Annotated in this window: 23 protein-coding genes; 15 read left to right on the plus strand and 8 right to left on the minus strand. The window is 67.7% G+C overall.

Annotation, left to right across the window (positions count from 1 at the left end; translation table 11 throughout):
• Nucleotides 1-2: 2 nt before the first annotated feature.
• On the plus strand, nucleotides 3-1,730 hold the full coding sequence (locus AC1VNM_RS04550; protein WP_483106035.1) for an IlvD/Edd family dehydratase: 1,728 nt from the start codon (nucleotides 3-5) through the stop codon (nucleotides 1,728-1,730).
• A 91-nt stretch (nucleotides 1,731-1,821) separates the two neighbouring features.
• On the opposite strand, the gene AC1VNM_RS04555 is transcribed toward AC1VNM_RS04550, so the two are convergent.
• The gene (locus AC1VNM_RS04555; RefSeq protein WP_377155574.1) at nucleotides 1,822-2,409 is read right to left on the minus strand and encodes a TetR/AcrR family transcriptional regulator; all 588 of its coding nucleotides are present in this window, start codon (nucleotides 2,407-2,409) and stop codon (nucleotides 1,822-1,824) included.
• A gap of 58 nt (nucleotides 2,410-2,467) precedes the next feature.
• Complete coding sequence (locus AC1VNM_RS04560; RefSeq protein ID WP_483106036.1) at nucleotides 2,468-3,628, minus strand: iron-containing alcohol dehydrogenase; 1,161 nt, start codon at nucleotides 3,626-3,628, stop codon at nucleotides 2,468-2,470.
• A gap of 141 nt (nucleotides 3,629-3,769) precedes the next feature.
• Between AC1VNM_RS04560 and AC1VNM_RS04565 the strand changes: the two genes are divergently transcribed.
• The 7 genes from AC1VNM_RS04565 to sodC all read left to right on the plus strand — a co-directional run bounded on the left by AC1VNM_RS04565 (nucleotide 3,770) and on the right by sodC (nucleotide 8,964).
• Nucleotides 3,770-4,831, plus strand: a complete 1,062-nt coding sequence (locus AC1VNM_RS04565; protein WP_483109239.1) for an alpha/beta hydrolase — start codon at nucleotides 3,770-3,772, stop codon at nucleotides 4,829-4,831.
• The gene (locus AC1VNM_RS04570) at nucleotides 4,828-5,709 is read left to right on the plus strand and encodes a YbgC/FadM family acyl-CoA thioesterase (RefSeq protein WP_431102879.1); all 882 of its coding nucleotides are present in this window, start codon (nucleotides 4,828-4,830) and stop codon (nucleotides 5,707-5,709) included. The genes AC1VNM_RS04565 and AC1VNM_RS04570 overlap by 4 nt, the downstream gene beginning before the upstream one ends.
• A gap of 91 nt (nucleotides 5,710-5,800) precedes the next feature.
• On the plus strand, nucleotides 5,801-6,412 hold the full coding sequence (locus tag AC1VNM_RS04575; RefSeq protein WP_483106037.1) for a DUF3455 domain-containing protein: 612 nt from the start codon (nucleotides 5,801-5,803) through the stop codon (nucleotides 6,410-6,412).
• A 46-nt stretch (nucleotides 6,413-6,458) separates the two neighbouring features.
• Nucleotides 6,459-7,034, plus strand: coding sequence for a sigma-70 family RNA polymerase sigma factor (locus AC1VNM_RS04580; protein ID WP_377155569.1), 576 nt, complete (start codon nucleotides 6,459-6,461; stop codon nucleotides 7,032-7,034).
• Complete coding sequence (locus tag AC1VNM_RS04585; protein ID WP_483106038.1) at nucleotides 7,031-7,768, plus strand: anti-sigma factor; 738 nt, start codon at nucleotides 7,031-7,033, stop codon at nucleotides 7,766-7,768. Before AC1VNM_RS04580 ends, AC1VNM_RS04585 begins: the two co-directional genes overlap by 4 nt.
• Nucleotides 7,769-7,908: 140 nt before the next feature.
• The gene (locus AC1VNM_RS04590; RefSeq protein ID WP_377155565.1) at nucleotides 7,909-8,412 is read left to right on the plus strand and encodes a tetratricopeptide repeat protein; all 504 of its coding nucleotides are present in this window, start codon (nucleotides 7,909-7,911) and stop codon (nucleotides 8,410-8,412) included.
• Nucleotides 8,413-8,427: 15 nt separating this feature from the next.
• The gene (gene sodC, locus AC1VNM_RS04595; RefSeq protein ID WP_377155564.1) at nucleotides 8,428-8,964 is read left to right on the plus strand and encodes a superoxide dismutase [Cu-Zn] SodC; all 537 of its coding nucleotides are present in this window, start codon (nucleotides 8,428-8,430) and stop codon (nucleotides 8,962-8,964) included.
• A 168-nt stretch (nucleotides 8,965-9,132) separates the two neighbouring features.
• Here sodC and acnB read toward each other — a convergent pair whose 3' ends face one another.
• The 6 genes from acnB to AC1VNM_RS04625 form a co-directional block, all read right to left on the minus strand.
• Complete coding sequence (gene acnB / locus AC1VNM_RS04600; protein WP_483106039.1) at nucleotides 9,133-11,721, minus strand: bifunctional aconitate hydratase 2/2-methylisocitrate dehydratase; 2,589 nt, start codon at nucleotides 11,719-11,721, stop codon at nucleotides 9,133-9,135.
• Nucleotides 11,722-11,771: 50 nt separating this feature from the next.
• Nucleotides 11,772-12,194: a type II toxin-antitoxin system VapC family toxin gene (locus AC1VNM_RS04605; RefSeq protein ID WP_377155560.1), complete on the minus strand. Its 423-nt coding sequence runs from the start codon at nucleotides 12,192-12,194 to the stop codon at nucleotides 11,772-11,774.
• A gap of 4 nt (nucleotides 12,195-12,198) precedes the next feature.
• The gene (locus AC1VNM_RS04610) at nucleotides 12,199-12,444 is read right to left on the minus strand and encodes an AbrB/MazE/SpoVT family DNA-binding domain-containing protein (RefSeq protein WP_483106040.1); all 246 of its coding nucleotides are present in this window, start codon (nucleotides 12,442-12,444) and stop codon (nucleotides 12,199-12,201) included.
• Nucleotides 12,445-12,676: 232 nt separating this feature from the next.
• On the minus strand, nucleotides 12,677-13,252 hold the full coding sequence (locus tag AC1VNM_RS04615; protein ID WP_483106041.1) for a hypothetical protein: 576 nt from the start codon (nucleotides 13,250-13,252) through the stop codon (nucleotides 12,677-12,679).
• Between the two features lie 181 nt (nucleotides 13,253-13,433).
• Complete coding sequence (locus AC1VNM_RS04620) at nucleotides 13,434-14,444, minus strand: HpcH/HpaI aldolase/citrate lyase family protein (protein ID WP_483106042.1); 1,011 nt, start codon at nucleotides 14,442-14,444, stop codon at nucleotides 13,434-13,436.
• Nucleotides 14,445-14,634: 190 nt separating this feature from the next.
• On the minus strand, nucleotides 14,635-15,621 hold the full coding sequence (locus AC1VNM_RS04625; protein WP_297531473.1) for a malate dehydrogenase: 987 nt from the start codon (nucleotides 15,619-15,621) through the stop codon (nucleotides 14,635-14,637).
• 255 nt (nucleotides 15,622-15,876) lie between these two features.
• On the opposite strand from AC1VNM_RS04625, the gene AC1VNM_RS04630 reads away from it, so the two are divergent.
• The 7 genes from AC1VNM_RS04630 (at nucleotide 15,877) to gltA (ending at nucleotide 21,854) form a co-directional block, all read left to right on the plus strand.
• On the plus strand, nucleotides 15,877-16,659 hold the full coding sequence (locus AC1VNM_RS04630) for a GntR family transcriptional regulator (protein ID WP_377155555.1): 783 nt from the start codon (nucleotides 15,877-15,879) through the stop codon (nucleotides 16,657-16,659).
• A gap of 126 nt (nucleotides 16,660-16,785) precedes the next feature.
• Nucleotides 16,786-17,226, plus strand: a complete 441-nt coding sequence (sdhC, locus tag AC1VNM_RS04635) for a succinate dehydrogenase, cytochrome b556 subunit (protein ID WP_377155553.1) — start codon at nucleotides 16,786-16,788, stop codon at nucleotides 17,224-17,226.
• Nucleotides 17,227-17,301: 75 nt separating this feature from the next.
• Nucleotides 17,302-17,664 (plus strand): succinate dehydrogenase, hydrophobic membrane anchor protein, encoded by a 363-nt coding sequence (sdhD, locus tag AC1VNM_RS04640; RefSeq protein WP_067273716.1) that lies wholly within the window; start codon nucleotides 17,302-17,304, stop codon nucleotides 17,662-17,664.
• 3 nt (nucleotides 17,665-17,667) lie between these two features.
• On the plus strand, nucleotides 17,668-19,476 hold the full coding sequence (gene sdhA, locus AC1VNM_RS04645; protein ID WP_483106043.1) for a succinate dehydrogenase flavoprotein subunit: 1,809 nt from the start codon (nucleotides 17,668-17,670) through the stop codon (nucleotides 19,474-19,476).
• A gap of 22 nt (nucleotides 19,477-19,498) precedes the next feature.
• A complete protein-coding gene (locus AC1VNM_RS04650; protein WP_067273709.1) occupies nucleotides 19,499-20,203 on the plus strand; it encodes a succinate dehydrogenase iron-sulfur subunit in 705 nt (234 codons plus the stop codon).
• Between the two features lie 28 nt (nucleotides 20,204-20,231).
• Nucleotides 20,232-20,513 (plus strand): FAD assembly factor SdhE, encoded by a 282-nt coding sequence (locus AC1VNM_RS04655; protein WP_377155548.1) that lies wholly within the window; start codon nucleotides 20,232-20,234, stop codon nucleotides 20,511-20,513.
• Nucleotides 20,514-20,543: 30 nt separating this feature from the next.
• Nucleotides 20,544-21,854, plus strand: a complete 1,311-nt coding sequence (gltA, locus tag AC1VNM_RS04660) for a citrate synthase (protein WP_421037247.1) — start codon at nucleotides 20,544-20,546, stop codon at nucleotides 21,852-21,854.
• Nucleotides 21,855-21,894 lie beyond the last annotated feature (40 nt).

Raw genomic sequence — 21,894 nt, forward strand, 5'->3', positions numbered from 1 at the left:
TCGTGAGCGATCAACCCAAGGGCCTGAAGAAGGGCCTCACCCACTACGGCGACCAGGGCTTCTCGCTGTTCCTGCGCAAGGCCTTCATCAAGGGCGCGGGCTACACGGACGATGCGCTGGCCCGGCCGGTCATCGGCATCACCAACACCGGCAGCAGCTACAACCCGTGCCACGGGAACATGCCGCAGCTGCTGGAGGCGGTGAAGCGCGGGATCATGCTCGCCGGCGGGCTGCCGATGGACTTCCCGACGATCTCGGTGCACGAGAGCTTCTCGGCCCCGACCAGCATGTACCTGCGCAACCTGATGTCGATGGACACCGAGGAACTGGTGCGCGCGCAGCCGATGGACGCGGTGGTGCTGATCGGCGGCTGCGACAAGACGGTGCCGGCGCAGCTGATGGGCGCGGCGTCGGCGGGCATCCCGGCGATCCAGCTGATCACCGGCTCGATGCTGACCGGCAGCCATCGCGGCGAGCGCGTCGGCGCCTGCACCGACTGCCGCCGCTACTGGGGCAAGTACCGCGCGGACGAGATCGACGACCAGGAGATCGCCGACGTCAACAACCAGCTCGTTGCGAGCGTGGGCACCTGCTCGGTGATGGGCACGGCCAGCACGATGGCCTGCGTGGCGGAGGCGCTCGGCATGACGGTGCCGGGCGGTGCCTCGCCGCCGGCCGTCACCGCGGACCGCATCCGCGTGGCCGAGCAGACCGGCGCGCAGGCGGTCGAGCTGGCGCGCAAGGGCCTGACGATCGACAAGATCCTGACGCCGGCGGCGTTCGAGAACGCGCTGCGGGTGCTGCTCGCGATCGGCGGCTCCACCAACGGCATCGTGCACCTGACCGCGATCGCGGGCCGCATGGGCATCGACATCGACCTCGCGGGCCTCGACCGCCTGGGGCGCGAGACGCCGGTGCTGCTGGACCTGAAGCCGTCGGGCCAGCATTACATGGAGGACTTCCACCACGCGGGCGGCATGGCGACGCTGCTGCGCGAGCTCAAGCCGCTGCTGCGCCTGGAGGCGCTGACGGTCACCGGGCGCACGCTGGGCGAGGAGATCGAACGCGCCGGCGAGGGCTTTGCGCAGGACGTCGTGCGTTCCTTCGACCGGCCGATCTATCCGCAGGGCGGCCTGGCCGTGCTGCGCGGCAACCTGGCGCCCGGCGGCGCGATCATCAAGCAGTCGGCGGCGGATCCCAAGCTCATGGAGCATGAGGGCAGGGCGGTCGTCTTCGAGGACAGCGCGGACCTCGCCGCGCGCATCGACAGCGACGACCTCGACGTCACCGCCGACGACATCCTGGTGCTGAAGAACATCGGGCCGAAGGGCGCGCCGGGCATGCCCGAGGCGGGCTACATCCCGATCCCGCGCAAGCTCGCGCGCGCGGGCGTGAAGGACATCGTGCGCGTGTCCGACGGTCGCATGAGCGGCACGGCCTTCGGGACGATCGTGCTGCACGTGACGCCGGAGGCGGCTGTGGGCGGTCCGCTCGCCCACGTGCGCAACGGCGACCGCATCCGCCTGAGCGTGAAGCATCGGGAGATCGCGCTGCTGGTCTCCGACGAGGAGCTGGCGAAGCGTGCCGCCGAGCACCCGGTCGTCGAGCCGACGGCGGAGCGGGGCTATCGCAAGCTGTTCCTGCAGACCGTCACGCAGGCGGACCAGGGCGTGGACTTCGACTTCCTGCGTGCGGTGAAGACCACAGGCAAAGCACCTGAAGATCGGTGAAGGCTTCTGCACTTCCTCCGCCGCTGGCCCTCACCCCCACCCTCTCCCGCAAGCGGGAAAGGGCAGGGGTGAGGGCCAGTGGCCGTGGCAATCAGGCCGGCTGCGTCAGCTTGACGATCGCCGGCTGCACGACAGCTGCGAATGCCTTCGGGTCGTCCACGGCGCGGGCCACCAGCATGGCGCCGTGCACCACCGCCATGAAGGCGCGCGCCGACGCGGCCGGGCTACCGGGCAGATGGAACTGTCCGGCCGCGACGCCGCGCTTGAGCACGGACGCGAGCCACGCGCCCAGATCGTGGAAGTGGCCTCGCACCTCGATCGCGACTTCCTCGGGGATGGTCGGCATCTCGGTGGCGAGCATCGCGCAGATGCAGAACGGGTGTTCGCCGCTGCGGATGCAACCGGCCCAGTAGTCCGCGTAGGCGTTGAGCTCGGCCACCGGGTTGTCGATCTTCTGCACCAGGCCGGCGAGGCCGTTCCTCGCTTCCTCGCGATAGAGCGAGACGACGCGTTGGACCAGCACCGCCTTGCTCGGGAAGTGGTGATGGATGCTGGCCTTGGTGATGCTGACGCGTTCGGCCAGGTCGGCGTAGCTGAAGCTGTTGTAGCCGCCCGAGACCAGCAGCGATCGCGTGTGCGCGACGATCTCGGCAGCCTTGGGGGAGAGCTCGACGGTCATGGGGCCTGCATCGGATGAAGGAGCCCCCGATTCTACGGGTGATCTACCAGTTGGTAGATCACAGGGACTCGTCCAGCATCTTCCGGTAGTCGCTCGCGGAAGCTTCGCGCGGATTGGTCTTGTGGGTGTGGTCGTGCAACGCGCGGTCGATGATCTGCTCGTAGAGATCGACCGTGACGCCCATCTCGCCAAGGCCGGCGGGCAGTCCCAGCCGCTGGTTCATCGCCTTGACGGCGGCGGCGAGCTCGTCGGCCGGCGTGCCTGCCTGCAGGTTCATCGCATGGCCCATGCGGGCGATCTTGTCGTCGCGCCGCATCGAGTCGTGCATCCCGTTGAAGCGGATCACCGCCGGCAGGAACACCGCGTTCAGCGTGCCGTGGTGCAGCCTGGGCATGAGCCCGCCGAGCGCGTGGCTCAGCGAGTGCACGCAGCCCAATCCCTTCTGGAAGGCGAGCGCGCCCATCGTGCTCGCGGCCATCATGTCCAGGCGGGCGTCGATGTCGTCGGGATGCGTGGTGGCCCGTTCGATCTGGCGCCAGCCGCGGCGCAGGCCTTCCAGCGCGATGCCGTCGGCCGGCGGATTGAAGGCCGACGACATGAAGGTCTCCATGCAATGCGCGATCGCGTCCATGCCGGTCGCGGCCGTCAGCGAGGCGGGCAGCTTGCGCGTCAGCTCCGGATCGCAGACTGCCGACTTGGGCATCAGCTCCCAGTTGTGGAAACCGAGCTTGCGGCCGTCGTCCACGATGATGATCGCGCCGCGCGCGACCTCGGAGCCGGTGCCCGCCGTCGTCGGCACCGCGATCAGCGGCACGGCCTGGGACGTGATGTTGCCGGCGCCGCCGAGGATGGTGGCGTAGCGCGTCAGCGGCCCGTCGTGCCTCGCGGCGATCGCCACCCCCTTGGCCAGGTCGATGCTGGAGCCGCCGCCGACGGCGATCAGCCCGTCGCAGCCGTGGGCGCGGAACAGCTCGACGGCCTCGCGCACGGCGGCCTCGGTCGGGTTGGGCGGCGTACCGTCGTAGACGGGCAGGGCGGCCGCGTCGATCGGCGACGCGGCCCAGGCCTCGAGCACCAGGTCCAGCACGCCGGCCGCGCGCACGCCCTTGTCGGTGACGATCAGCGGCTTGCCGATGCCGGCGCGCACGCATTCGGCACCGATCAGCCGGCGCGCGCCGGCCTCCAGGTGGATGTGGGTGAGGTACTGGATCAGGGCCATGGGCGACGTCCTTTGCCTGGTGATGGCGGGCCGCATCGGCGCGGGCCCGCGGGGTCTGGGAGAATCCCGCGATTGGGGTTTGGCAGCAGCCGAGCCTACGTCCTGGAGTTCCCGTTGAGTAGCACCTTGTTGACACCGCGGATGGCCGCGGTGCTGGAGCGCATCCACCGCGCCAACCGCCCGTCGTTCCACAGCCTCACGCCCAAGCAGGCCCGCATCGCCTACCTCATGGGCGCCGAGATCCTGGACCTGCCGCGGGCGCCGCTGCCGCGCATCGAGAATCTGGCAATCCCCGGTCCCGCCGGCGACATCGCCGCGCGCCTCTACGCCCCATTCACGCGTGAGGACGCGGCCGCGCGGGACGCGCGCGGCCTGCCGGTGCTGCTGTACTTCCACGGCGGCGGCTTCGTCATCGGCAGCCTCGAGACCCACGACAGCCTGTGCCGCCAGCTGGCGCTGCGCACCGGCGCCGCGGTGATCGCGGTCGACTACCGCCTGGCGCCGGACCATCCGTTCCCGGCCGCGGTCGACGACTGCTGGGCCGCGCTGGCATGGCTGGCGACAGCCGCCACCGACCTGGGCCTGGACCGCGCGCGCATCGCCGTCGGCGGCGACAGCGCCGGCGGCACGTTGGCCGCGGTGACGGCGCTGCATGCGCGCGACATCCGTGACCGCCTGGGCCTGTCGCTGGTGATGCAGCTGCTGATCACGCCCGGCGCGACGGCGCATGCGGACACCGACTCGCACCGCCGCTTCGCCAAGGGCCATCTGCTGGACGCCGACACGATCGCTTGGTTCTTCAACCAGTACATCCCGACGGAACAGCGCGACGACTGGCGCTTCGCGCCGCTGCAGGCCGAGGACCACGAGGACCTGGCGCCCGCCACGCTCATCCTGGCCGAGGCCGATCCGCTGATCGACGAAGGCATCGCCTACGCCGACCTGCTGCGCGCCAGCGGCAACGAGGTGCGGCTGGAGCTGTACCGCGGCGTGACACACGACTTCATCAAGATGGGTCGTAGCATTCCGGAGGCCGAGCAGGCGCTCGATGCCTGCGCGGACGCGCTGAGGACGGCCTTCGGCCTGCCGGCGCCGGTTTCCGTTCCTGCTCCTGTTCCTGCTTCCGTTCCTGTTTCCGATCCCGCCTCCGATCCCGCTTCCGGGACGACGACTTCCTCGACCCCGACCGGGGCTTCCGCATGAGCACCACCGCGCCCCACGCCCTGACCCGCGACCGCTTCCGCTTCTTCGAACGCCTGCGCGTGCGCTGGGCCGAGATCGACGCGCAGCAGATCGTCTTCAACGGCCACTACCTGACCTACTTCGACACGGCGGTGGGCGGCTACTGGCGCGCGCTGGCGCTGCCCTACGCGCCGACGATGCAGGCGCTGGAGGGCGACCTCTTCGTCCGCAAGTCGACGATCGAGTACCTCGGCTCGGCGCATTACGACGAGCTGCTCGACATCGGCGTGCGCACGGAACGCGTGGGCACGAGCTCGCTGACGGTGAGCTGCGCGGTGTTCCGCGGCGACGAGTGCCTGGTGCACGGCGAGCTGGTCTATGTCTTCGCGGATCCGGTGGCGCGCGTGCCCAAGGCGGTGCCCCAGGCGCTGCGCGACCTGCTGCTGGGCTTCGAGCGCGGCGAGGCGATGACCGAGGCGCGCGTGGGCAACTGGGCGACGGTGGGCGAGGACGCGCACCGCATCCGCCAGGCCGTCTTCGTCGAGGAGCAGAAGATCCCCGCCGAAATGGAGTGGGACGCCGCCGACGAGAGTTGCACGCACGCGGTGGCCTACAACCGGCTGGGCCGGCCGCTGGCGACGGGCCGGCTGCTGGAGCACGTGCCGGGGGTGGCCAAGATCGGGCGGATGGCGGTGCTGTCGCCGATGCGCGGCAGCCGCGTCGGTCGCCAGGTGCTGGACGCGCTGATGCAGGCCGGTCGCGAGCAGGGCTACCGCGAGGTGCTGCTGCATGCGCAGCTGAGCGCCGAAGGGTTCTACACCCGCGCGGGGTTCCAGCGGCGCGGGCCGGTGTTCGAGGAGGCGGGGATCGCGCACGTGGAGATGGTGCGGGGTTTGTAAGACGGGTGCATCCGTCCTGGACCTCTCTCCGTAAGTGGATGATGTGCGGCACTGACGCCGCTCCTTCTGCCATCCGACCAAGGAGATTTCCATGAAGCGAATCGCCGCTACCGTTTTTCCCGCTCTGGCCATCGCCGTCGCCACCTGCGCCAGTGCGCAGGCCTCCCGACCATCCGCGGACGTGCTGGCCCGCCTGCCTGACCCGGCGAATGCGACCGCGAACGCGATCGCGGTGAAGGTCCCCGACGTCCCCCCGGCGCTTCGCCCCGCAGACGGCTCGCGGTTGGTGCTGCAGGTCCATGCCATCGGCGTCCAGATCTACGAATGCGCCCAGGCCGCCAACGGCGCCTGGGAGTGGCAGTTCCGCGGGCCCGAAGCGACGCTCTTCGACGCGCGCAATGCCAAGGTCGGCGACCACGGCGCCGGACCGTTCTGGCGCCTGGAGGATGGCTCCCGCATCGTCGGCCAGGCCAAGGCATCGTCTCCGTCGCTGACGGCGGGCGCCATTCCCTGGCTGCTGCTGACGGTGAAGTCGCGCAGCGGTACCGGCGGCCTCGATCCCGTCGACGCCGTGCAGCGCATCAACACGGTGGGTGGTGTCGCGCCGTCGGCGCAGGAGTGCGTCGCGGCGGCCACCGGCCGGACCGTCCGGATCGACTACACCGCCGACTACCTCTTTTGGGGTTCCACCCCGTCGCGGTGAGGTCCGTCTTGACCGATCATCCCGGGTCCTGGCAGTGACCCCGGCGATGCAAGCGAATCAAGATCTCCCCCACCTGATGGCCCGCGTGGCGCTGCGCGACCGCGCGGCCTTCGAGCTCGTCTATCGACTGACGAGCGCGCATCTGTTCTCCGTCTCCTTGCGTATGTTGAGGAACGAACAGCGCGCGGAGGAGAACCTCCAGGAGGCTTACGTGAGCATCTGGCACCACGCGCAGGCCTACCGGCCCGATGCCGGTACGCCGATGACCTGGATGATCAACATCGTCCGCAACAAGGCCATCGACCAGCTGCGCTCGCGCCGCAACGAGGACGAGCACTCGGTCGAACTCGACGAGGACGCGCTCGCCGTGCCGGCGGACGCGGCCGGCGAGCCGCTGCAGCTGCTCGAGCAGAACCTCGCCGACGCCCGCATCGGTGCCTGCATGCAGGCGCTGTCCGCGCAGCAGCGTCAGGCCCTGGCGCTCGCGTACTACCGCGGCATGGTCCACACCGAGATCGCCGAAGCGCTCCATGCGCCGCTCGGCACGATCAAGGCGTGGGTGCGCCGGGGGCTCGATCGCCTCAAGGCCTGCCTCGAAGCCGGGGGGGTGACCGCGCCATGAACTACAACCGACCCGAGCTGGTGGAACACCTCTCGCGCGAGTACGTGCTGGGCACGTTGCAAGGACCCGCGCGGCGTCGCTTCGTCGCGCTGATGCGCGACTCACGGCCGATCGCGCTTGCGGTCGCGCAGTGGGAGCAGCGCATGGCGGTGATGGAGCGTTCGCCGGTGCCGATCCAGCCGCCCGTCACGACCTGGCAGGGCATCGAGCTGCGCTTGTTCCCGCGTGCTCAGCAAGCGCAATCGACCCAGGCGAGTGGCGGCTTGAGCGCCGTGCTGGGCTGGCTCACCGGTCGCGCGGCCGGCGGCGTCCTGGCGGGCATGCTGCTCGCGGTGGTGCTCGTGAAGACGGTGCCCACCACGGTCGGTCTGGAGCCCGCCTCGGAAGCGCTGCCCGCGAGCTACGTCGGCGTGCTCAGCGCGGAAGCCGCGCCGCCGTCCGTCGTCGTGAGTTCGAAGCGCCACGGCAAGCTGCTCACCGTGAAAGTGCTGCGCCCCATCGCCGTGTCTGAAGGCCGTCGCGCCACGCTGTGGGCCATCCCGAAGGACGGCGCGCCGTTCGTGGTCGGCACGGTCTCCCCATCGGGTCAGACGCAGATCGCGTTGCCGGCCGAGTCCGAGAAGCTCTTCTTCAGCGTGAGTCGCGTCGCGATCAGCCTGGAGTCGAGCGATGGACCGGCACCGACGACGCCGTCGACCTTCGTGCTCGAAGGGGCCTGCGTCAAGGTGTGGTGAGGCCCGGGTGAGGGCGGCATCAGCCCTCGGGCGCCCGACGAATCGTTACAACGAATTTTCGAAGCCGGGTGCGTCCGCCGTCATGACAAGCCCGTAAGTCAAGGAGCAGGATGTCCTGCATCACGCTCGAGGAGCAACACATGAAGACCATGAAGCTGCTGTCCCTGGTGGCCGCCGTCTGGGCGCTGGCCGGTTCCATCCCGTCCGCGCAGGCCGCCGACATGTCGCCGCCGCCGTCGGCCGCGCCGGCGCCGGCGGTGAACCGCCTGGCCACCGCCCGTCAACTGATCGAGGCCCGCCAGTGGGAAGCGGCCCGTGACGAACTGAAGCGCGTCGACGATCGCCGCAACGCGGACTGGAACAACCTGATGGGCTACGTGTCGCGCAAGGCCGGCAATCCGGACCTGGCCGCATCGGAGCGCTACTACGACGAGGCGCTGCGCATCGATCCCCATCACCGCAACGCGTTGGAGTACTCTGGCGAGCTCTACCTGATGAAGGGCGACCTGCCGAAGGCGCAGGCCCGTCTGGCTTCGTTGGCCACCGAGTGCAAGTCGTCCTGCGAGCAGCACACGGAGCTGAAGGAAGCCATCGCGCGCTACCAGGCCAACGGCAACAAGTACGTGGCCCAGGGTGGCTGGTAAACCAAGGAGCTTTGAATGAACCTCGTGAAGTCGTTGTGCCTGGGCCTGTTCGTGTCCTGCGGCGCCATGGCGGCGGCCCATGCCGCCGAGCTGACCGTGAACCTCGCCGCCGCGCAGGCGGATGGCGCCGGCCCTTCGGTCGGCACGGTGCGCATCGTGGAGACGCCCTACGGCCTGGCGTTCTATCCGCAACTGACCGGACTGCCGCACGGCGTGCACGGCTTCCACGTGCATGAGAACCCCTCGTGCGCGCCGTCGACGACCAACGGCACGGTCACGCCGGCCGGCGCCGCGGGCGGGCACTTTGATCCGCTGGGCAGCAAGCGCCACGGCGAGCCCTGGGGCGACGGCCACCTGGGCGACCTGCCGCCGCTGTACGTGTCGCACGAGGGCCAGGCGACGAACCCGGTGCTGTCGCCGCGGCTGAAGAAGATCGACGAGGTGAAGGGTCACGCGTTGATGGTCCACATGGGCGGCGACAACCACTCCGACCATCCCGCGCCGCTGGGCGGTGGCGGGGCGCGTGTCGCCTGCGGCGTCATCGGCGGTTGAGCCTCCCTGATCGGGCACGCCATGCCCGAGCCGTGGCGACGACACGTTCGCCCAATGCAAAGGGCCCGAAGGTTTGCACCTCCGGGCCCTTGTTCTTTGGCGAGGGGCAGGGGAGTCAACATCCCCCGCCGATCTCGCGACCGAGCGACCGTCAGGTCGCTCGTTGCATCACGCCACCGACTTCGCCGTTTCCGCGTATTCCTCGATCTGGTCGAAGTTCATGTAGCGGTAGACGCTCGCCTTGTCGGCATCGATCACGCCCATGTCCTTGAGGTACTCCTCCTTGGTCGGCAGGCGGCCCAGGCGGGACGCGATGGCGGCCAGCTCGGCCGAGCCCAGGAACACGTTGGTGTTCTTGCCCAGACGGTTGGGGAAGTTGCGCGTGGAGGTGGAGATCACCGTCGCGCCCTCGCGGACCTGCGCCTGGTTGCCCATGCACAGCGAGCAGCCCGGCATCTCGGTGCGCGCACCGGCCGTGCCGAAGGCGGCGTAGTGGCCTTCCTTGATCAGCTCGCTCTGGTCCATCTTGGTCGGCGGCGCGACCCACAGCTTGACCGGGATGTCGCGCTGGCCGCCCAGCAGCTTGGCCGCCGCGCGGAAGTGACCGATGTTGGTCATGCACGAGCCGATGAAAGCCTCGTCGATCTTCGTGCCGGCGACTTCGGACAGCACCTTCGCGTCGTCCGGATCGTTCGGGCAGCAGACGATCGGCTCGGTGATGTCGGCCAGGTCGATCTCGATCACGGCCGCGTATTCGGCGTCCTTGTCGGCTTCCAGCAGCTCAGGCTTGGCCAGCCAGGCTTCGACCTTCTCGATGCGGCGCTGCAGCGTCTTCGCGTCGGCGTAGCCGTCGGCGATCATGTTCTTCATCAGGACGACGTTGGAGCTCAGGTACTCCTTGATCGGCGCCGGATTCAGCTTGATCGTGCAGCCGGCGGCCGAGCGCTCGGCGGAGGCGTCGGACAGCTCGAACGCTTGCTCGACCTTCAGGTCGGGCAGGCCTTCGATCTCCAGGATGCGGCCCGAGAAGATGTTCTTCTTGCCGGCCTTGGCGACGGTCAACAGACCGGCCTTGAGCGCGTACAGCGGGATCGCGTGCACCAGGTCGCGCAGCGTCACGCCCGGCTGCATCTCACCCTTGAAGCGCACCAGCACCGATTCCGGCATGTCCAGCGGCATCACGCCGGTGGCCGCGCCGAAGGCGACCAGGCCCGAACCTGCGGGGAACGAAATGCCGATCGGGAAACGCGTGTGCGAGTCGCCGCCGGTGCCGACGGTGTCGGGCAGCAGCAGGCGGTTCAGCCAGCTGTGGATCACGCCGTCGCCCGGACGCAGCGACACGCCGCCCCGGTTGGAGATGAAGGCGGGCAGCTCGCGGTGCGTCTTGACGTCCACCGGCTTCGGGTAGGCCGCGGTGTGGCAGAAGGACTGCATCACCAGGTCGGCCGAGAAGCCCAGGCAGGCCAGGTCCTTCAGCTCGTCGCGGGTCATCGGGCCGGTCGTGTCCTGCGAACCGACGGTCGTCATCTTGGGCTCGCAGTAGGTGCCCGGACGCACGCCCTGGCCTTCCGGCAGGCCGACCGCGCGGCCGACCATCTTCTGCGCCAGCGTGAAGCCGGCCTTGGTCTCGGCCGGGGCCTGCGGCAGGCGGAACAGCGTCGAGGCGGGCAGGCCCAGGAACTCACGCGCCTTGGCGGTCAGCGAGCGGCCGATGATCAGGTTGATCCGGCCGCCGGCGCGCACTTCGTCGAACAGCACGTCGCTCTTGAGCTTGAACTCGGTGACGGTCTCGCCGTTCTTCACCAGCTTGCCTTCATACGGCAGCACGTCGATGACGTCGCCCATCTCCAGCTTGCTGACGTCGACCTCGATCGGCAGCGAGCCCGAGTCTTCCTGCGTGTTGAAGAAGATCGGCGCGATCTTGCCGCCCAGCGTCACGCCGCCGAAGCGCTTGTTCGGGACGAAGGGGATGTCCTGGCCCGTGGCCCAGATCACCGAGTTGGTCGCCGACTTGCGCGACGAGCCCGTGCCGACGACGTCGCCGACGTAGGCCACGACGTGGCCCTTCTTCTTCAGTTCCTCGATGAACTGCATCGGGCCGCGCTTGCCGTCTTCCTCGGGCTTGAAGGCCGCGTCCGGACGCGTGTTCTTCAGCATCGCCAGGTAGTGCAGCGGGATGTCGGGGCGGCTCCAGGCGTCCGGGGCCGGCGACAGGTCGTCGGTGTTGGTCTCGCCGGGCACCTTGAAGACGGTGACGGTGATCTTCTTCTCGACCTCGGGGCGCGAGGTGAACCACTCCGCGTCGGCCCAGCTCTGCATCACTTCCTTGGCCTTGGCGTTGCCCGCCTTGGCCTTGGCGGCGACGTCGTTGAAGTAGTCGAACATCAGCAGGGTCTTCTTCAGGCCCTCGGCGGCGACGCCGGCGACTTCCGCGTCGTCCAGCAGCTCGATCAGCGGATGCACGTTGTAGCCGCCGACCATGGTGCCCAGCAGCTCGGTGGCCTTGGCCTTGGAGATCAGGCCCACCTTCAGGTCGCCGTGCGCGACGGCGGCCAGGAAGCTGGCCTTGACCTTGGCGGCGTCGTCCACGCCCGGGGGCACGCGGTGGGTCAGCAGGTCCAGCAGGAACGCGTCTTCACCGGCGGGCGGGGTCTTGATCAGTTCGATCAGCTCGGCCACCTGCTTGGCGTCGAGTGGCAGCGGCGGAATGCCGAGCGCGGCGCGTTCGGCTTCGTGTTGGCGGTAGGCTTGCAGCATGCGAACTCCAGTCGTTGTCTCTGCTTGGGTCAAAAGGCGGGTCTGACCGGTCATGGCGCGCTGGGCACGATGACCTTGAGGCCCTTGAAATAGTCTCGGAAGAATCCCTGGTCGCGGGTGATCAGGCCGTCGCACTGCAGCATCGCGTGCGCGCCCACCAGGAAGTCGGGCATGGCGCGCGACGACGAGGCGTTCGCCCCCTTGTCGGCCAGCCGTTGCTTGAACTTGCGTTGCATCTCGCCGGCGCGGATCGCGGCGCGCTGGTCGATGGCCAGGAAGCTCAGGCCCATCTCCTCCAGCGCGTCCATCACCTCGGAACCATGGCCCAGGCCGGCGGTCACCTCGGACAGCACGACGTCGCACAGCACCACCGGGCCGCTGGACAGCGCCAGGCGCAGGGCGGCCTCGGCCGCGTCCGCGCCGGGCGCGTCGCCCAGGAGGTCGATGAGGACGGAGCTGTCGACGGCGATCATCGGGTCAGGCGTCGGTGGCGTCGTCGGGGCCGCGGCCGCGCAGGTCGCGCATCACGTCGTCGGTGGCGGTGCCTTCGGGCAGCTTGAAGCGGCCACGGGCGCGGGAGATGGCGTCGTCGACGTTCTTGCGCAGGATGATGCGCGCGCCGTCGAGCTCGACCTTGAGCGTCGTGCCCTTGGTCAGGCCCAGCGCGTCGCGCACGGCCTTGGGCAGGGTGATCTGACCTCGTTCGGCGACGGTGGCTTCCATGCGGGCTCCTGGCGATGCTGGGAGATTAGACGACGGCTCTGGCGAATTCATGACCGTTCAGTGCGGCGTCGCACGAACGGTATGAATCAGAAAGTATGCATGAATTGTACGTACTTTCAGTCCATGAAAGCCAGCGTCAGCACCGGAAGCCCGACACCCGAAGTATGGATAGGGGCGGTGGACAAGAAAAAGCCGCCTCGAGAGGCGGCTTCGTCCAGCGGGCGCGAAGGCTTTACTGCGCGCTCGGTGTGATGCCCAGGCCGCCACCGGCAGGAGCCGAAGCGGAACGCGCGGCTTCGATCGCGGCGCGTTGTTCCGGGTGGACGCACTCATCGACCAGGCGCTGACCGGCCTTCACGTCCAGCAGCATCGACTTGTTGGCGATCTGGACCATCAGCGTGCGGCCGGTGACGTCTTCCAGGCGCAGGGCGCCGGTGGTCGACAGCACGGGCTTCATCACGAAGGTGTCCTTCTTGAAGGCCACGTTGATGTAGCCCACGTCCTTGGCGTTCGGCTCGATGGTGATCGACTGCTTGAACTCGCACTCGTACAGGCCCAGGTAGGCGCGCTTGGCGGCGGCCAGCTGTTCCTCGTTCGCTTCCGGCAGCGGAGGCGGCGGGGCGGGCGTCTTGGCGGCCGGCTTCTTCGCGGCGGTCTTCGCCGGTGCGGGCTTGGCGGCCGCGGGCTTGGCCGGCGCCGCGGGCTTGGCGGTGCCGGTGTTGGCGGCGGGCTGGGCGGCGGCGATGCCGGTGGTCAGCGTCAGCGCGGCGGCAGCGGCGCCGGAAAGGAGGAGGGCGGTCAGTCGCATGGGGAGGACGTGAAAGTTGGACCTGAGGGACCTTGGATCACCAGCCGAAGCAACGGCCGGAAAAACGAAACGCCGGAGCTCGGCGATGCGCGATTGTGACTGCGCGCGCGTCCCCTGAAGCGGGGATTTAATGTGTCAAACCGTTGATCGTTGCTAGGGTCTTCACGGGGTGTTCGTGCCGTCACAGGGGCGATGGATGCGGCGCAAACCACGCTTGCTCGACCTCTGTCGGCAGGCTCTGCCCGGTGCCGTGCGCGCGCTGCAGCAGATGCCAGAACAGACGGTAACTGGCGCGGTCATGGAGCATGTCGCGGTGTTGGATCGGCGCCCATTGCGCGGCTTGCGCGGCCTGCAGGATGTCGATGGCTTCGTCGATCTCCGCGACGCTGGGCGCGAAGGCGTCGATGATCGGCTGGATCTGGTTCGGATGGATGCTCCACATCCGCGTGTAGCCGAACTCGCGCGCGGCGCGCTCGGCGGCGGACTGGATCGCGCGTTCGCTCTTGAACTCGGTGACGACGCAGTGCGACGGCGTCTTGCCGTAGCTGTGCGCGGCGGCGGAGATCGCCAGCTTCGCGCGTTGCACCAGCGGGTGCGTGAACTGGCCCTCGACCGTCAGCGCCGAGCGCGGGATCGCGCCGCGATGCGCGGACACGAAATCCATCAGGCCGAACGAGAGCGATTCGATGCGCGGATGCGCGGCGATCGCCATCACGTCGCGCAGCGCGCCGTGCGTCTCGATCAGCGTGTGCAGCGGCAGCGGCTTCCTGATCGCGTGGCGCTTCAGGCAGTCGTCGATGAAGGCGATGGCGCGGCTCAGATCCTCGATGCCTTCGGGCTTCGGGATCATCAGGAAGGCGAGCTTCTCGCCGCCGCCGGCGATCACCGCCTCGACATCGGCCTCGAAGGCCGGGTGCCTGAACGGATGCGCCCGCACGCCGACGCGTCCATGGGCGTTCAGCGATCCGTTCAGCAGGTGCAGCACCAGCAGCATGTGCTCGGCCTCGCCGCCGACGGGCGCGCCGTCCTCGCAATCGAGCGTGATGTCAAAGACCGGCCCCATGCGCACCTGCAGTTCGAGGCTCTTGAGCATGCGCGCCTCGACGCCGCAGTAGTGATCGACGACCGGCAGCACGACGGGCGCCTGGCCTTCTTCGAACAGGGCCTGGGCAGGGGTGAGGAGGGTGCTCATGCGATGAGGAGGGGCGATGAGGAGGTCTGGAAAGAAGAAGGGCCGGCCTTCTTGCGAAGGTCGGCCCAACGATACTGCCTTCAGCGACGGTCCGGCGAAGCCTGGTCCCTATCAAGCAGGGCACGAGGATCTGGCTTTGCCAGGCCTCGGAGCCGCCCCTTGAGGGGCCGCCGAAGGCGGTAGGGGTGGTTTACAGAAGGTGCTTCACGCCGTTTTGTTCTTCCAGCAGTTCGTCCAGCGTCTTCTTGATCGCGCCTTGCGAGAACTCGTCGATCTCCAGGCCTTCGACGATCTTGTACTCGCCGTTCTCGACCGTCACCGGGTAGCCGAACATGACGTCCTTCGGGATGCCGTATTCGCCGTTGGACGGCACGCCCATCGTGACCCACTTGCCGTTGGTGCCCAGGGCCCAGTCGCGCATGTGGTCGATGGCGGCGTTGGCGGCCGAGGCGGCCGACGACAGGCCGCGGGCGGCGATGATCGCGGCGCCGCGCTTGCCGACGGTCGGCAGGAACGTCGTGCGGTTCCACTCTTCATCGTTGATCAGGGCCTTGACCGACTGGCCGTCGATCGTGGCGAAGCGGTAGTCCGCGTACATCGTCGGCGAGTGGTTGCCCCACACGGCCAGCTTCTCGATGCCGGCGACCGGCTTGCCGGTCTTGGCGGCGATCTGCGAGGCGGCGCGGTTGTGGTCCAGGCGCAGCATGGCGGTGAAGTTCTTGGCCGGCAGGTCCGGGGCCGACTTCATCGCGATGTAGGCGTTGGTGTTGGCCGGGTTGCCGACCACCAGCACCTTGACGTTGCGCGAGGCCACGGCGTTCAGGGCCTTGCCCTGCGCGGTGAAGATGGCGCCGTTGATCGACAGCAGTTCCGAGCGCTCCATGCCCGGGCCGCGCGGACGCGAGCCGACCAGCAGTGCGTAGTCGGTGTCCTTGAAGGCGGTCATCGGGTCGCTGTGGGCCTCGATGCCGGCCAGCAGCGGGAAGGCGCAGTCTTCCAGCTCCATGATCACGCCCTTGAGCGCGTTCTGGGCCTTCTCGTCGGGGATCTCCAGCAGTTGCAGGATGACGGGCTGGTCCTTGCCCAGCATCTCGCCGGAAGCGATGCGGAACAGCAGGGCATAGCCGATCTGGCCGGCGGCGCCGGTGACGGCGACGCGAACGGGTTTCTTGCTCATCAGGGTCTCCGAGAAGTGCGAGTGAATGATGCGTGAGGCGCAGTCCGCGCCAGCGGCGGCAAGTGTAGGACAGCGCGGCCCCGGCACGGATCGCGAAAGGGTCTTCTTCGCCCACCGGTCTGGGGAGTTGCCCCCAAAAGTAGTGCACGACCATTGCGCGGAACTGACACTCTTCTGTCTTATATAAGACTAATCCGGTCGGACTCCCTCTGGAGGGTGGACGCTGTCTTCGGGTTTGTGCTCGAATCGCGCCCCATGTCGCCCCCCGCCGCACCGGTCCACCCCGTGACGCCGCTCAATGAGCTGGCGCGCGCGGAAGCCGCGCCGTCGTTCAGCCCGCTGTATCGCCAGATCAAGGGGTTGATCCTGAAGGGGCTGCAGGCCGGCGAATGGAAGGCGGGGGAGACCATCCCCAGCGAGATGGACCTGGCGGCCCGCTTCGGGGTGAGCCAGGGCACCGTGCGCAAGGCCGTCGACGAACTGGCCGCCGACAACCTGCTGGTCCGCAAGCAGGGCAAGGGCACCTTCGTCGCCACCCATGCGGAACAGCAGCAGCAATACCGCTTCCTGCGCCTGACGCCCGACGCCGACGAGGCCTCGTCGCTCGGCCGCCAGCTGCTGGACTGCAAACGCCAGCGCGCACCGGCCTTCATCGCCAAGCTGATGCAGCTGCGCGCCGGCGATCCCGTGATCGAGATCCGCCGCCTGCTGCACAGCGGCGGCCATCCGGTCGTGCTCGACGACATCTGGCTGCCCGGCACGCTGTTCAAGGGGTTGACGACCGAGCGGCTGCTCGAGCATCGCGGCCCTTTCTACAGCCTGCTCGAAACCGAATTCAACGTGCCCATGATCCGGGCGCAGGAAAAGATCCGTGCGGTCGCGGCGGAGGACGATGCCGCCGCGCTGCTGCAGGTGACGCCCGGCAGTCCGCTGCTGAGCGTGGAGCGGCTCTCCTTCACCTACGGCGACAAGCCGGTGGAGTTGCGCCGCGGTCTCTACAACACTTCCCACCACTTTTATCGCAACAGCCTGAACTGATGCTTTCGCGTTGCGGCGCTGACGTTTTCATGGCAACGCCGGAAGACGACATGCGCCCAGGACACCCTTGAGGGGTGTTGCGTTGCCATAAAATCTTCGGGTTTCACATTGATTACAAGGTCGGACATGACGGACGCCACCCAAGCCACCAAGAAGAATCGACCGGTCTACACCAACATCCATGTCACGCAGATCGTGGCGTACCGCTTGCCGCCGGCCGGCATCGTCTCGATCCTGCATCGCATCAGCGGCCTGCTGATGTTCTTCCTGCTCCCGTTCGTGATCTGGATGTTCGACACCAGCCTCACGTCGGAGATCTCGTACGAGACCTTCACCGCGGCCTTCGTGTCCGGCATCGGCTTCCTGCCGGGCTGGTTCATCAAGCTCGTGACGCTGGGCCTGATCTGGGGCTACCTGCACCACTTCATCGCCGGCGTCCGCCACCTGTGGATGGACGCGACGCACAGCGTGAGCAAGCAGCAAGGGCACGTCAGCGCCGTCGCGACGCTGGTGCTGAGCGTCGTGCTGACGCTGGCGCTCGGCGCGAAGCTGTTCGGCCTGTACTGATCAGGCCGCGACCGGGCGGCGCGGGCCGTGCGGTCGGACTGAATTCCGACGATTGACCCAAGAGGCAAATCAACAATGACCACCTACGGAACCAAGCGCATCGTCACCGGTGCGCACTACGGTCTGCGCGACTGGATGATCCAGCGCGCCACCGCGCTGCTCATGGCGCTGTTCACGATCGTGCTGCTGGCGCAAGTGCTGTTCACCAGCCAGGCCATCGGCTACGACCTGTGGGCCGGCATCTTCAGCAAGCAATGGATGAAGTTCCTGACCTTCGCGCTGATCGTGTCCCTGGCGTACCACGCCTGGGTCGGCGTGCGCGACATCTGGATGGATTACGTGAAACCGGTGGGCGTGCGGCTGTTCCTGCACACGTTCACGCTGGTGTGGTTGACGGGTTGCGCGGGTTGGGCGATCCAAGTGCTCTGGAGGCTGTAAGAAATGCAAATCGGAACCTCGCTGCCCAAGCGCAAATTCGATGTGGTGATCGTCGGTGCCGGCGGCTCCGGCATGCGCGCGTCGCTGCAACTGTCGCTGGCCGGCCTGAACGTGGCCGTCCTGTCCAAGGTTTTTCCCACCCGCTCGCACACCGTGGCCGCCCAGGGCGGCATCGGCGCCAGCCTGGGGAACATGTCCGAGGACAACTGGCATTACCACTTCTACGACACCGTGAAGGGCTCGGACTGGCTGGGTGACCAGGACGCCATCGAGTTCATGTGCCGTGAAGCGCCCAAGGTCGTCTACGAGCTCGAACACTTCGGCATGCCGTTCGACCGCAACCCGGACGGCACGATCTATCAGCGCCCGTTCGGCGGCCACACCGCCAACTACGGCGAGAAGCCGGTCCAGCGCGCCTGCGCCGCGGCCGACCGCACCGGCCACGCGCTGCTGCACACGCTGTACCAGCAGAACGTCAAGGCCCGCACCAACTTCTTCGTCGAGTGGATGGCGCTGGACCTGATCCGCGACGCCGATGGCGACTGCGTCGGCGTGACCGCGCTGGAGATGGAGACGGGCGAGATCCACATCCTCGAAGCGAAGACCGTGCTGCTGGCCACCGGCGGTGCCGGCCGCATCTTCGCGGCGTCGACCAACGCCTTCATCAACACCGGCGACGGCCTGGGCATGGCGGCGCGCGCCGACATCCCGCTGCAGGACATGGAGTTCTGGCAGTTCCACCCGACCGGCGTGGCCGGCGCGGGCGTGCTGCTGACCGAAGGCTGTCGTGGCGAGGGCGCGATCCTGCGCAACGCCAACGGCGAGCGCTTCATGGAGCGCTACGCCCCGACGCTGAAAGACCTGGCACCGCGCGACTTCGTCTCGCGCTGCATGGACCAGGAGATCAAGGAAGGTCGCGGCTGCGGTCCCAACAAGGACTACGTCGTGCTGGACATGACCCACCTGGGCGGCGACACCATCGCCAAGCGCCTGCCGTCGGTGCTGGAGATCGGCCACAACTTCGCCAACGTCGACATCACGAAGGAACCGATCCCCGTCGTGCCGACCATCCATTACCAGATGGGCGGCATCCCGACCAACGTCCACGGCCAGGTCGTCGCCCCCAAGGGCGACAACTACAAGGACATCGTCAACGGCCTGTACGCGGTGGGCGAATGCTCCTGCGTGTCGGTGCACGGCGCCAACCGCCTGGGCACCAACTCGCTGCTGGACCTGCTGGTCTTCGGTCGCGCCGCGGGCAATCACATCGTGGACGCGGTCAGGAACGGCGGCAAGTCGCACAAGCCGCTGCCCAAGGACGCCGCCGACCAGACGCTGGCGCGCCTGAACCGTCTGGAGTCCAACACCGGCGGCGAATACGCGCAGGGCGTCGCCGACGATCTGCGCGCCGCGATGCAGTCGCATGCCGGCGTGTTCCGCACCAGCAAGCTGCTCGACGAGGGCGTCACCGCCATCGCCGCGATCCGCGAGCGGGTCAAGAACATCACGCTGCAGGACAAGTCCAAGGTCTTCAACACCGCGCGTGTCGAGGCCCTGGAAGTGGACAACCTGATCGAGGCCGCGCAGGCGACGATCGTGTCCGCCGCCGCGCGCAAGGAATGCCGCGGCGCCCACACGGTGAACGACTTCGAGCGCGGCGCGGACGATGCGGAATTCCCGTTGGGCCGCAACGACAAGGAGTGGATGAAGCACACGCTGTGGCACTCCAAGTCCAACAGCCTGACCTACAAGCCGGTGAATCTGCAACCGCTGACCGTCGATAGCGTCCCCCCGAAGGTCCGTACCTTCTGACCGGCCGCAGGAGCACTCAAACATGATCAAGCGCACCTTCAAGATCTACCGCTACGACCCGGACAAGGACGCCAAGCCGTACATGCAGACCATCGAGCTGGAGCTCGCCGGCAACGAACGCATGCTGCTGGACGCCCTGCTCAAGCTCAAGGCGGTGGATCCCTCGCTGTCGTTCCGCCGCTCGTGCCGCGAAGGCGTCTGCGGCTCCGACGCGATGAACATCAACGGCAAGAACGGTCTGGCCTGCCTGACCAATCTGCGTTCGCTGCCGGACGTCATCATCCTCAAGCCGCTGCCGGGCCTGCCCGTGGTCCGCGACCTGATCGTGGACATGACGCAGTTCTTCAAGCAGTACAACTCGATCCGTCCGTTCCTGGTGAACGAGGAAGCGCCGCCCGAGAAGGAGCGCCTGCAGTCCCCCGAGGAGCGCGACGAGCTCAACGGCCTGTACGAGTGCATCCTGTGCGCGAGCTGCTCGACGAGCTGCCCCAGCTTCTGGTGGAACCCCGACAAGTTCGTCGGTCCCGCCGGTCTGCTGCAGGCCTACCGCTTCATCGCCGACAGCCGCGACCAGGCCACCGCGGAGCGCCTCGACAACCTCGAGGACCCGTACCGCCTGTTCCGCTGCCACACCATCATGAACTGCGTCGACGTCTGCCCGAAGGGTCTCAACCCGACGAAGGCGATCGGCAAGATCAAGGAACTGATGGTGCGCCGCACCGTCTGAGCCTGCTCGCGCGAACCTACGCACACGCATGAACGCCGCCGACACCAACACCCTCATCGATGAGAGGGATCTCTCCAAGCTCAAGTGGCGCTGCCGCCGCGGGCTGTTGGAGAATGATCTTTTCATCGAGCGGTTCTTCCGGCGGCACGAAGGCGCGTTGACCGAATTCCACGCGGAAGGCCTGCGCCAGCTGATGGACCTGTCGGACAACGACCTGCTCGATCTGATGCTGGCCCGCAAGGAACCGGCCGACGAGCTGGACCGGCCCGACGTTCATGCCGTGCTCGCGATGCTGCGGACTCCTCAGTAACCAGAACCCCCGAAGTCATAAGGAATGCCCATGACCCCGTCTGACGTCAAAGCCACCCTGTCGTTCTCCGATGGCAGCCCGCAAATGGATCTGCCCCTGTACAAGGGCACCATCGGTCCGGATGTGATCGACATCCGCAAGCTTTACGCGCAGACCGGCAAGTTCACGTACGACCCGGGCTTCCTGTCGACGGCGTCGTGCAACTCCACGATCACCTACATCGACGGCGACAAGGGCGAGCTGCTGTACCGCGGCTACCCGATCGAGCAGCTGGCGACCAACTGCGACTACCTCGAGACCTGCTACCTGCTGCTGTACGGAGAGCTGCCCAGCCCGTCGCAGAAGGAAGAGTTCGTCAACCGCGTGACCAACCACACGATGGTCAACGAGCAGATGCAGTTCTTCCTGCGCGGCTTCCGTCGCGACGCGCATCCGATGGCGGTCATGACCGGCCTGGTGGGCGCGCTGTCGGCCTTCTATCACGACAGCACCGACATCAATAACCCCGAGCACCGCGAGATCGCCGCGATCCGCCTGATCGCGAAGATGCCGACGCTCGTGGCGATGGCCTACAAGTACACGATCGGCCAGCCGTACATCTATCCGAAGAACGACCTCTCGTACGCCGGCAACTTCATGCGCATGATGTTCGCCACGCCGTGCGAGGAGTACAAGCCCAACGACGTGCTGGTCCGCGCGATGGACCGCATCTTCACGCTGCATGCGGACCACGAGCAGAACGCCTCGACCTCGACGGTGCGCCTGTGCGGCTCGTCGGGCACCAACCCGTTCGCGGCGATCGCCGCGGGCGTGGCCTGCCTGTGGGGTCCCGCGCACGGCGGTGCCAACGAGGCCTGCCTGAACATGCTCAACGACATCCAGCAGATGGGTGGCGTGGCCAAGATCGGCGAGTTCATCAAGCAGGTCAAGGACAAGAACAGCAACGTCAAGCTGATGGGCTTCGGTCACCGGGTCTACAAGAACTACGACCCGCGCGCCAAGCTGATGCGCGAGACCTGCCACGAAGTCCTGAACGAACTGGGCCTGCACGACGACCCGCTGTTCAAGCTGGCGATGGAGCTGGAGAAGATCGCGCTGGAAGACGAATACTTCGTCGCCCGCAAGCTGTACCCGAACGTCGACTTCTACTCCGGCATCGTGCAGCGCGCCATCGGCATCCCGGTGCCGCTGTTCACGGCGATCTTCGCGCTGGCCCGCACGGTCGGCTGGATCGCCCAGCTGAACGAGATGATCGGCGACCCCGAGTACAAGATCGGCCGTCCGCGTCAGCTCTTCGTCGGCGCCACCAAGCGCGACGTCACGCCGATCGCCCAACGCTGATCAGCAGACGCCGAGCCGGAACACCGGCTCACCCCACCAA

It is taken from the genome of Mitsuaria sp. MSU3D (assembly GCF_056867975.1).

Bases quoted from the DNA above. Each gene is read 5' to 3' on its own strand.
- AC1VNM_RS04555 (WP_377155574.1), bottom strand. From the start codon at position 2,409: ATGACCGTCGAGCTCTCCCCCAAGGCTGCCGAGATCGTCGCGCACACG.
- AC1VNM_RS04560 (WP_483106036.1), bottom strand. From the start codon at position 3,628: ATGGCCCTGATCCAGTACCTCACCCACATCCACCTGGAGGCCGGCGCG.
- AC1VNM_RS04565 (WP_483109239.1), top strand. From the start codon at position 3,770: ATGGCCGCGGTGCTGGAGCGCATCCACCGCGCCAACCGCCCGTCGTTC.
- AC1VNM_RS04570 (WP_431102879.1), top strand. From the start codon at position 4,828: ATGAGCACCACCGCGCCCCACGCCCTGACCCGCGACCGCTTCCGCTTC.
- AC1VNM_RS04575 (WP_483106037.1), top strand. From the start codon at position 5,801: ATGAAGCGAATCGCCGCTACCGTTTTTCCCGCTCTGGCCATCGCCGTC.
- AC1VNM_RS04580 (WP_377155569.1), top strand. From the start codon at position 6,459: ATGCAAGCGAATCAAGATCTCCCCCACCTGATGGCCCGCGTGGCGCTG.
- AC1VNM_RS04585 (WP_483106038.1), top strand. From the start codon at position 7,031: ATGAACTACAACCGACCCGAGCTGGTGGAACACCTCTCGCGCGAGTAC.
- AC1VNM_RS04590 (WP_377155565.1), top strand. From the start codon at position 7,909: ATGAAGACCATGAAGCTGCTGTCCCTGGTGGCCGCCGTCTGGGCGCTG.
- sodC (WP_377155564.1), top strand. From the start codon at position 8,428: ATGAACCTCGTGAAGTCGTTGTGCCTGGGCCTGTTCGTGTCCTGCGGC.
- acnB (WP_483106039.1), bottom strand. From the start codon at position 11,721: ATGCTGCAAGCCTACCGCCAACACGAAGCCGAACGCGCCGCGCTCGGC.
- AC1VNM_RS04605 (WP_377155560.1), bottom strand. From the start codon at position 12,194: ATGATCGCCGTCGACAGCTCCGTCCTCATCGACCTCCTGGGCGACGCG.
- AC1VNM_RS04610 (WP_483106040.1), bottom strand. From the start codon at position 12,444: ATGGAAGCCACCGTCGCCGAACGAGGTCAGATCACCCTGCCCAAGGCC.
- AC1VNM_RS04615 (WP_483106041.1), bottom strand. From the start codon at position 13,252: ATGCGACTGACCGCCCTCCTCCTTTCCGGCGCCGCTGCCGCCGCGCTG.
- AC1VNM_RS04620 (WP_483106042.1), bottom strand. From the start codon at position 14,444: ATGAGCACCCTCCTCACCCCTGCCCAGGCCCTGTTCGAAGAAGGCCAG.
- AC1VNM_RS04625 (WP_297531473.1), bottom strand. From the start codon at position 15,621: ATGAGCAAGAAACCCGTTCGCGTCGCCGTCACCGGCGCCGCCGGCCAG.
- AC1VNM_RS04630 (WP_377155555.1), top strand. From the start codon at position 15,877: ATGTCGCCCCCCGCCGCACCGGTCCACCCCGTGACGCCGCTCAATGAG.
- sdhC (WP_377155553.1), top strand. From the start codon at position 16,786: ATGACGGACGCCACCCAAGCCACCAAGAAGAATCGACCGGTCTACACC.
- sdhD (WP_067273716.1), top strand. From the start codon at position 17,302: ATGACCACCTACGGAACCAAGCGCATCGTCACCGGTGCGCACTACGGT.
- sdhA (WP_483106043.1), top strand. From the start codon at position 17,668: ATGCAAATCGGAACCTCGCTGCCCAAGCGCAAATTCGATGTGGTGATC.
- AC1VNM_RS04650 (WP_067273709.1), top strand. From the start codon at position 19,499: ATGATCAAGCGCACCTTCAAGATCTACCGCTACGACCCGGACAAGGAC.
- AC1VNM_RS04655 (WP_377155548.1), top strand. From the start codon at position 20,232: ATGAACGCCGCCGACACCAACACCCTCATCGATGAGAGGGATCTCTCC.
- gltA (WP_421037247.1), top strand. From the start codon at position 20,544: ATGACCCCGTCTGACGTCAAAGCCACCCTGTCGTTCTCCGATGGCAGC.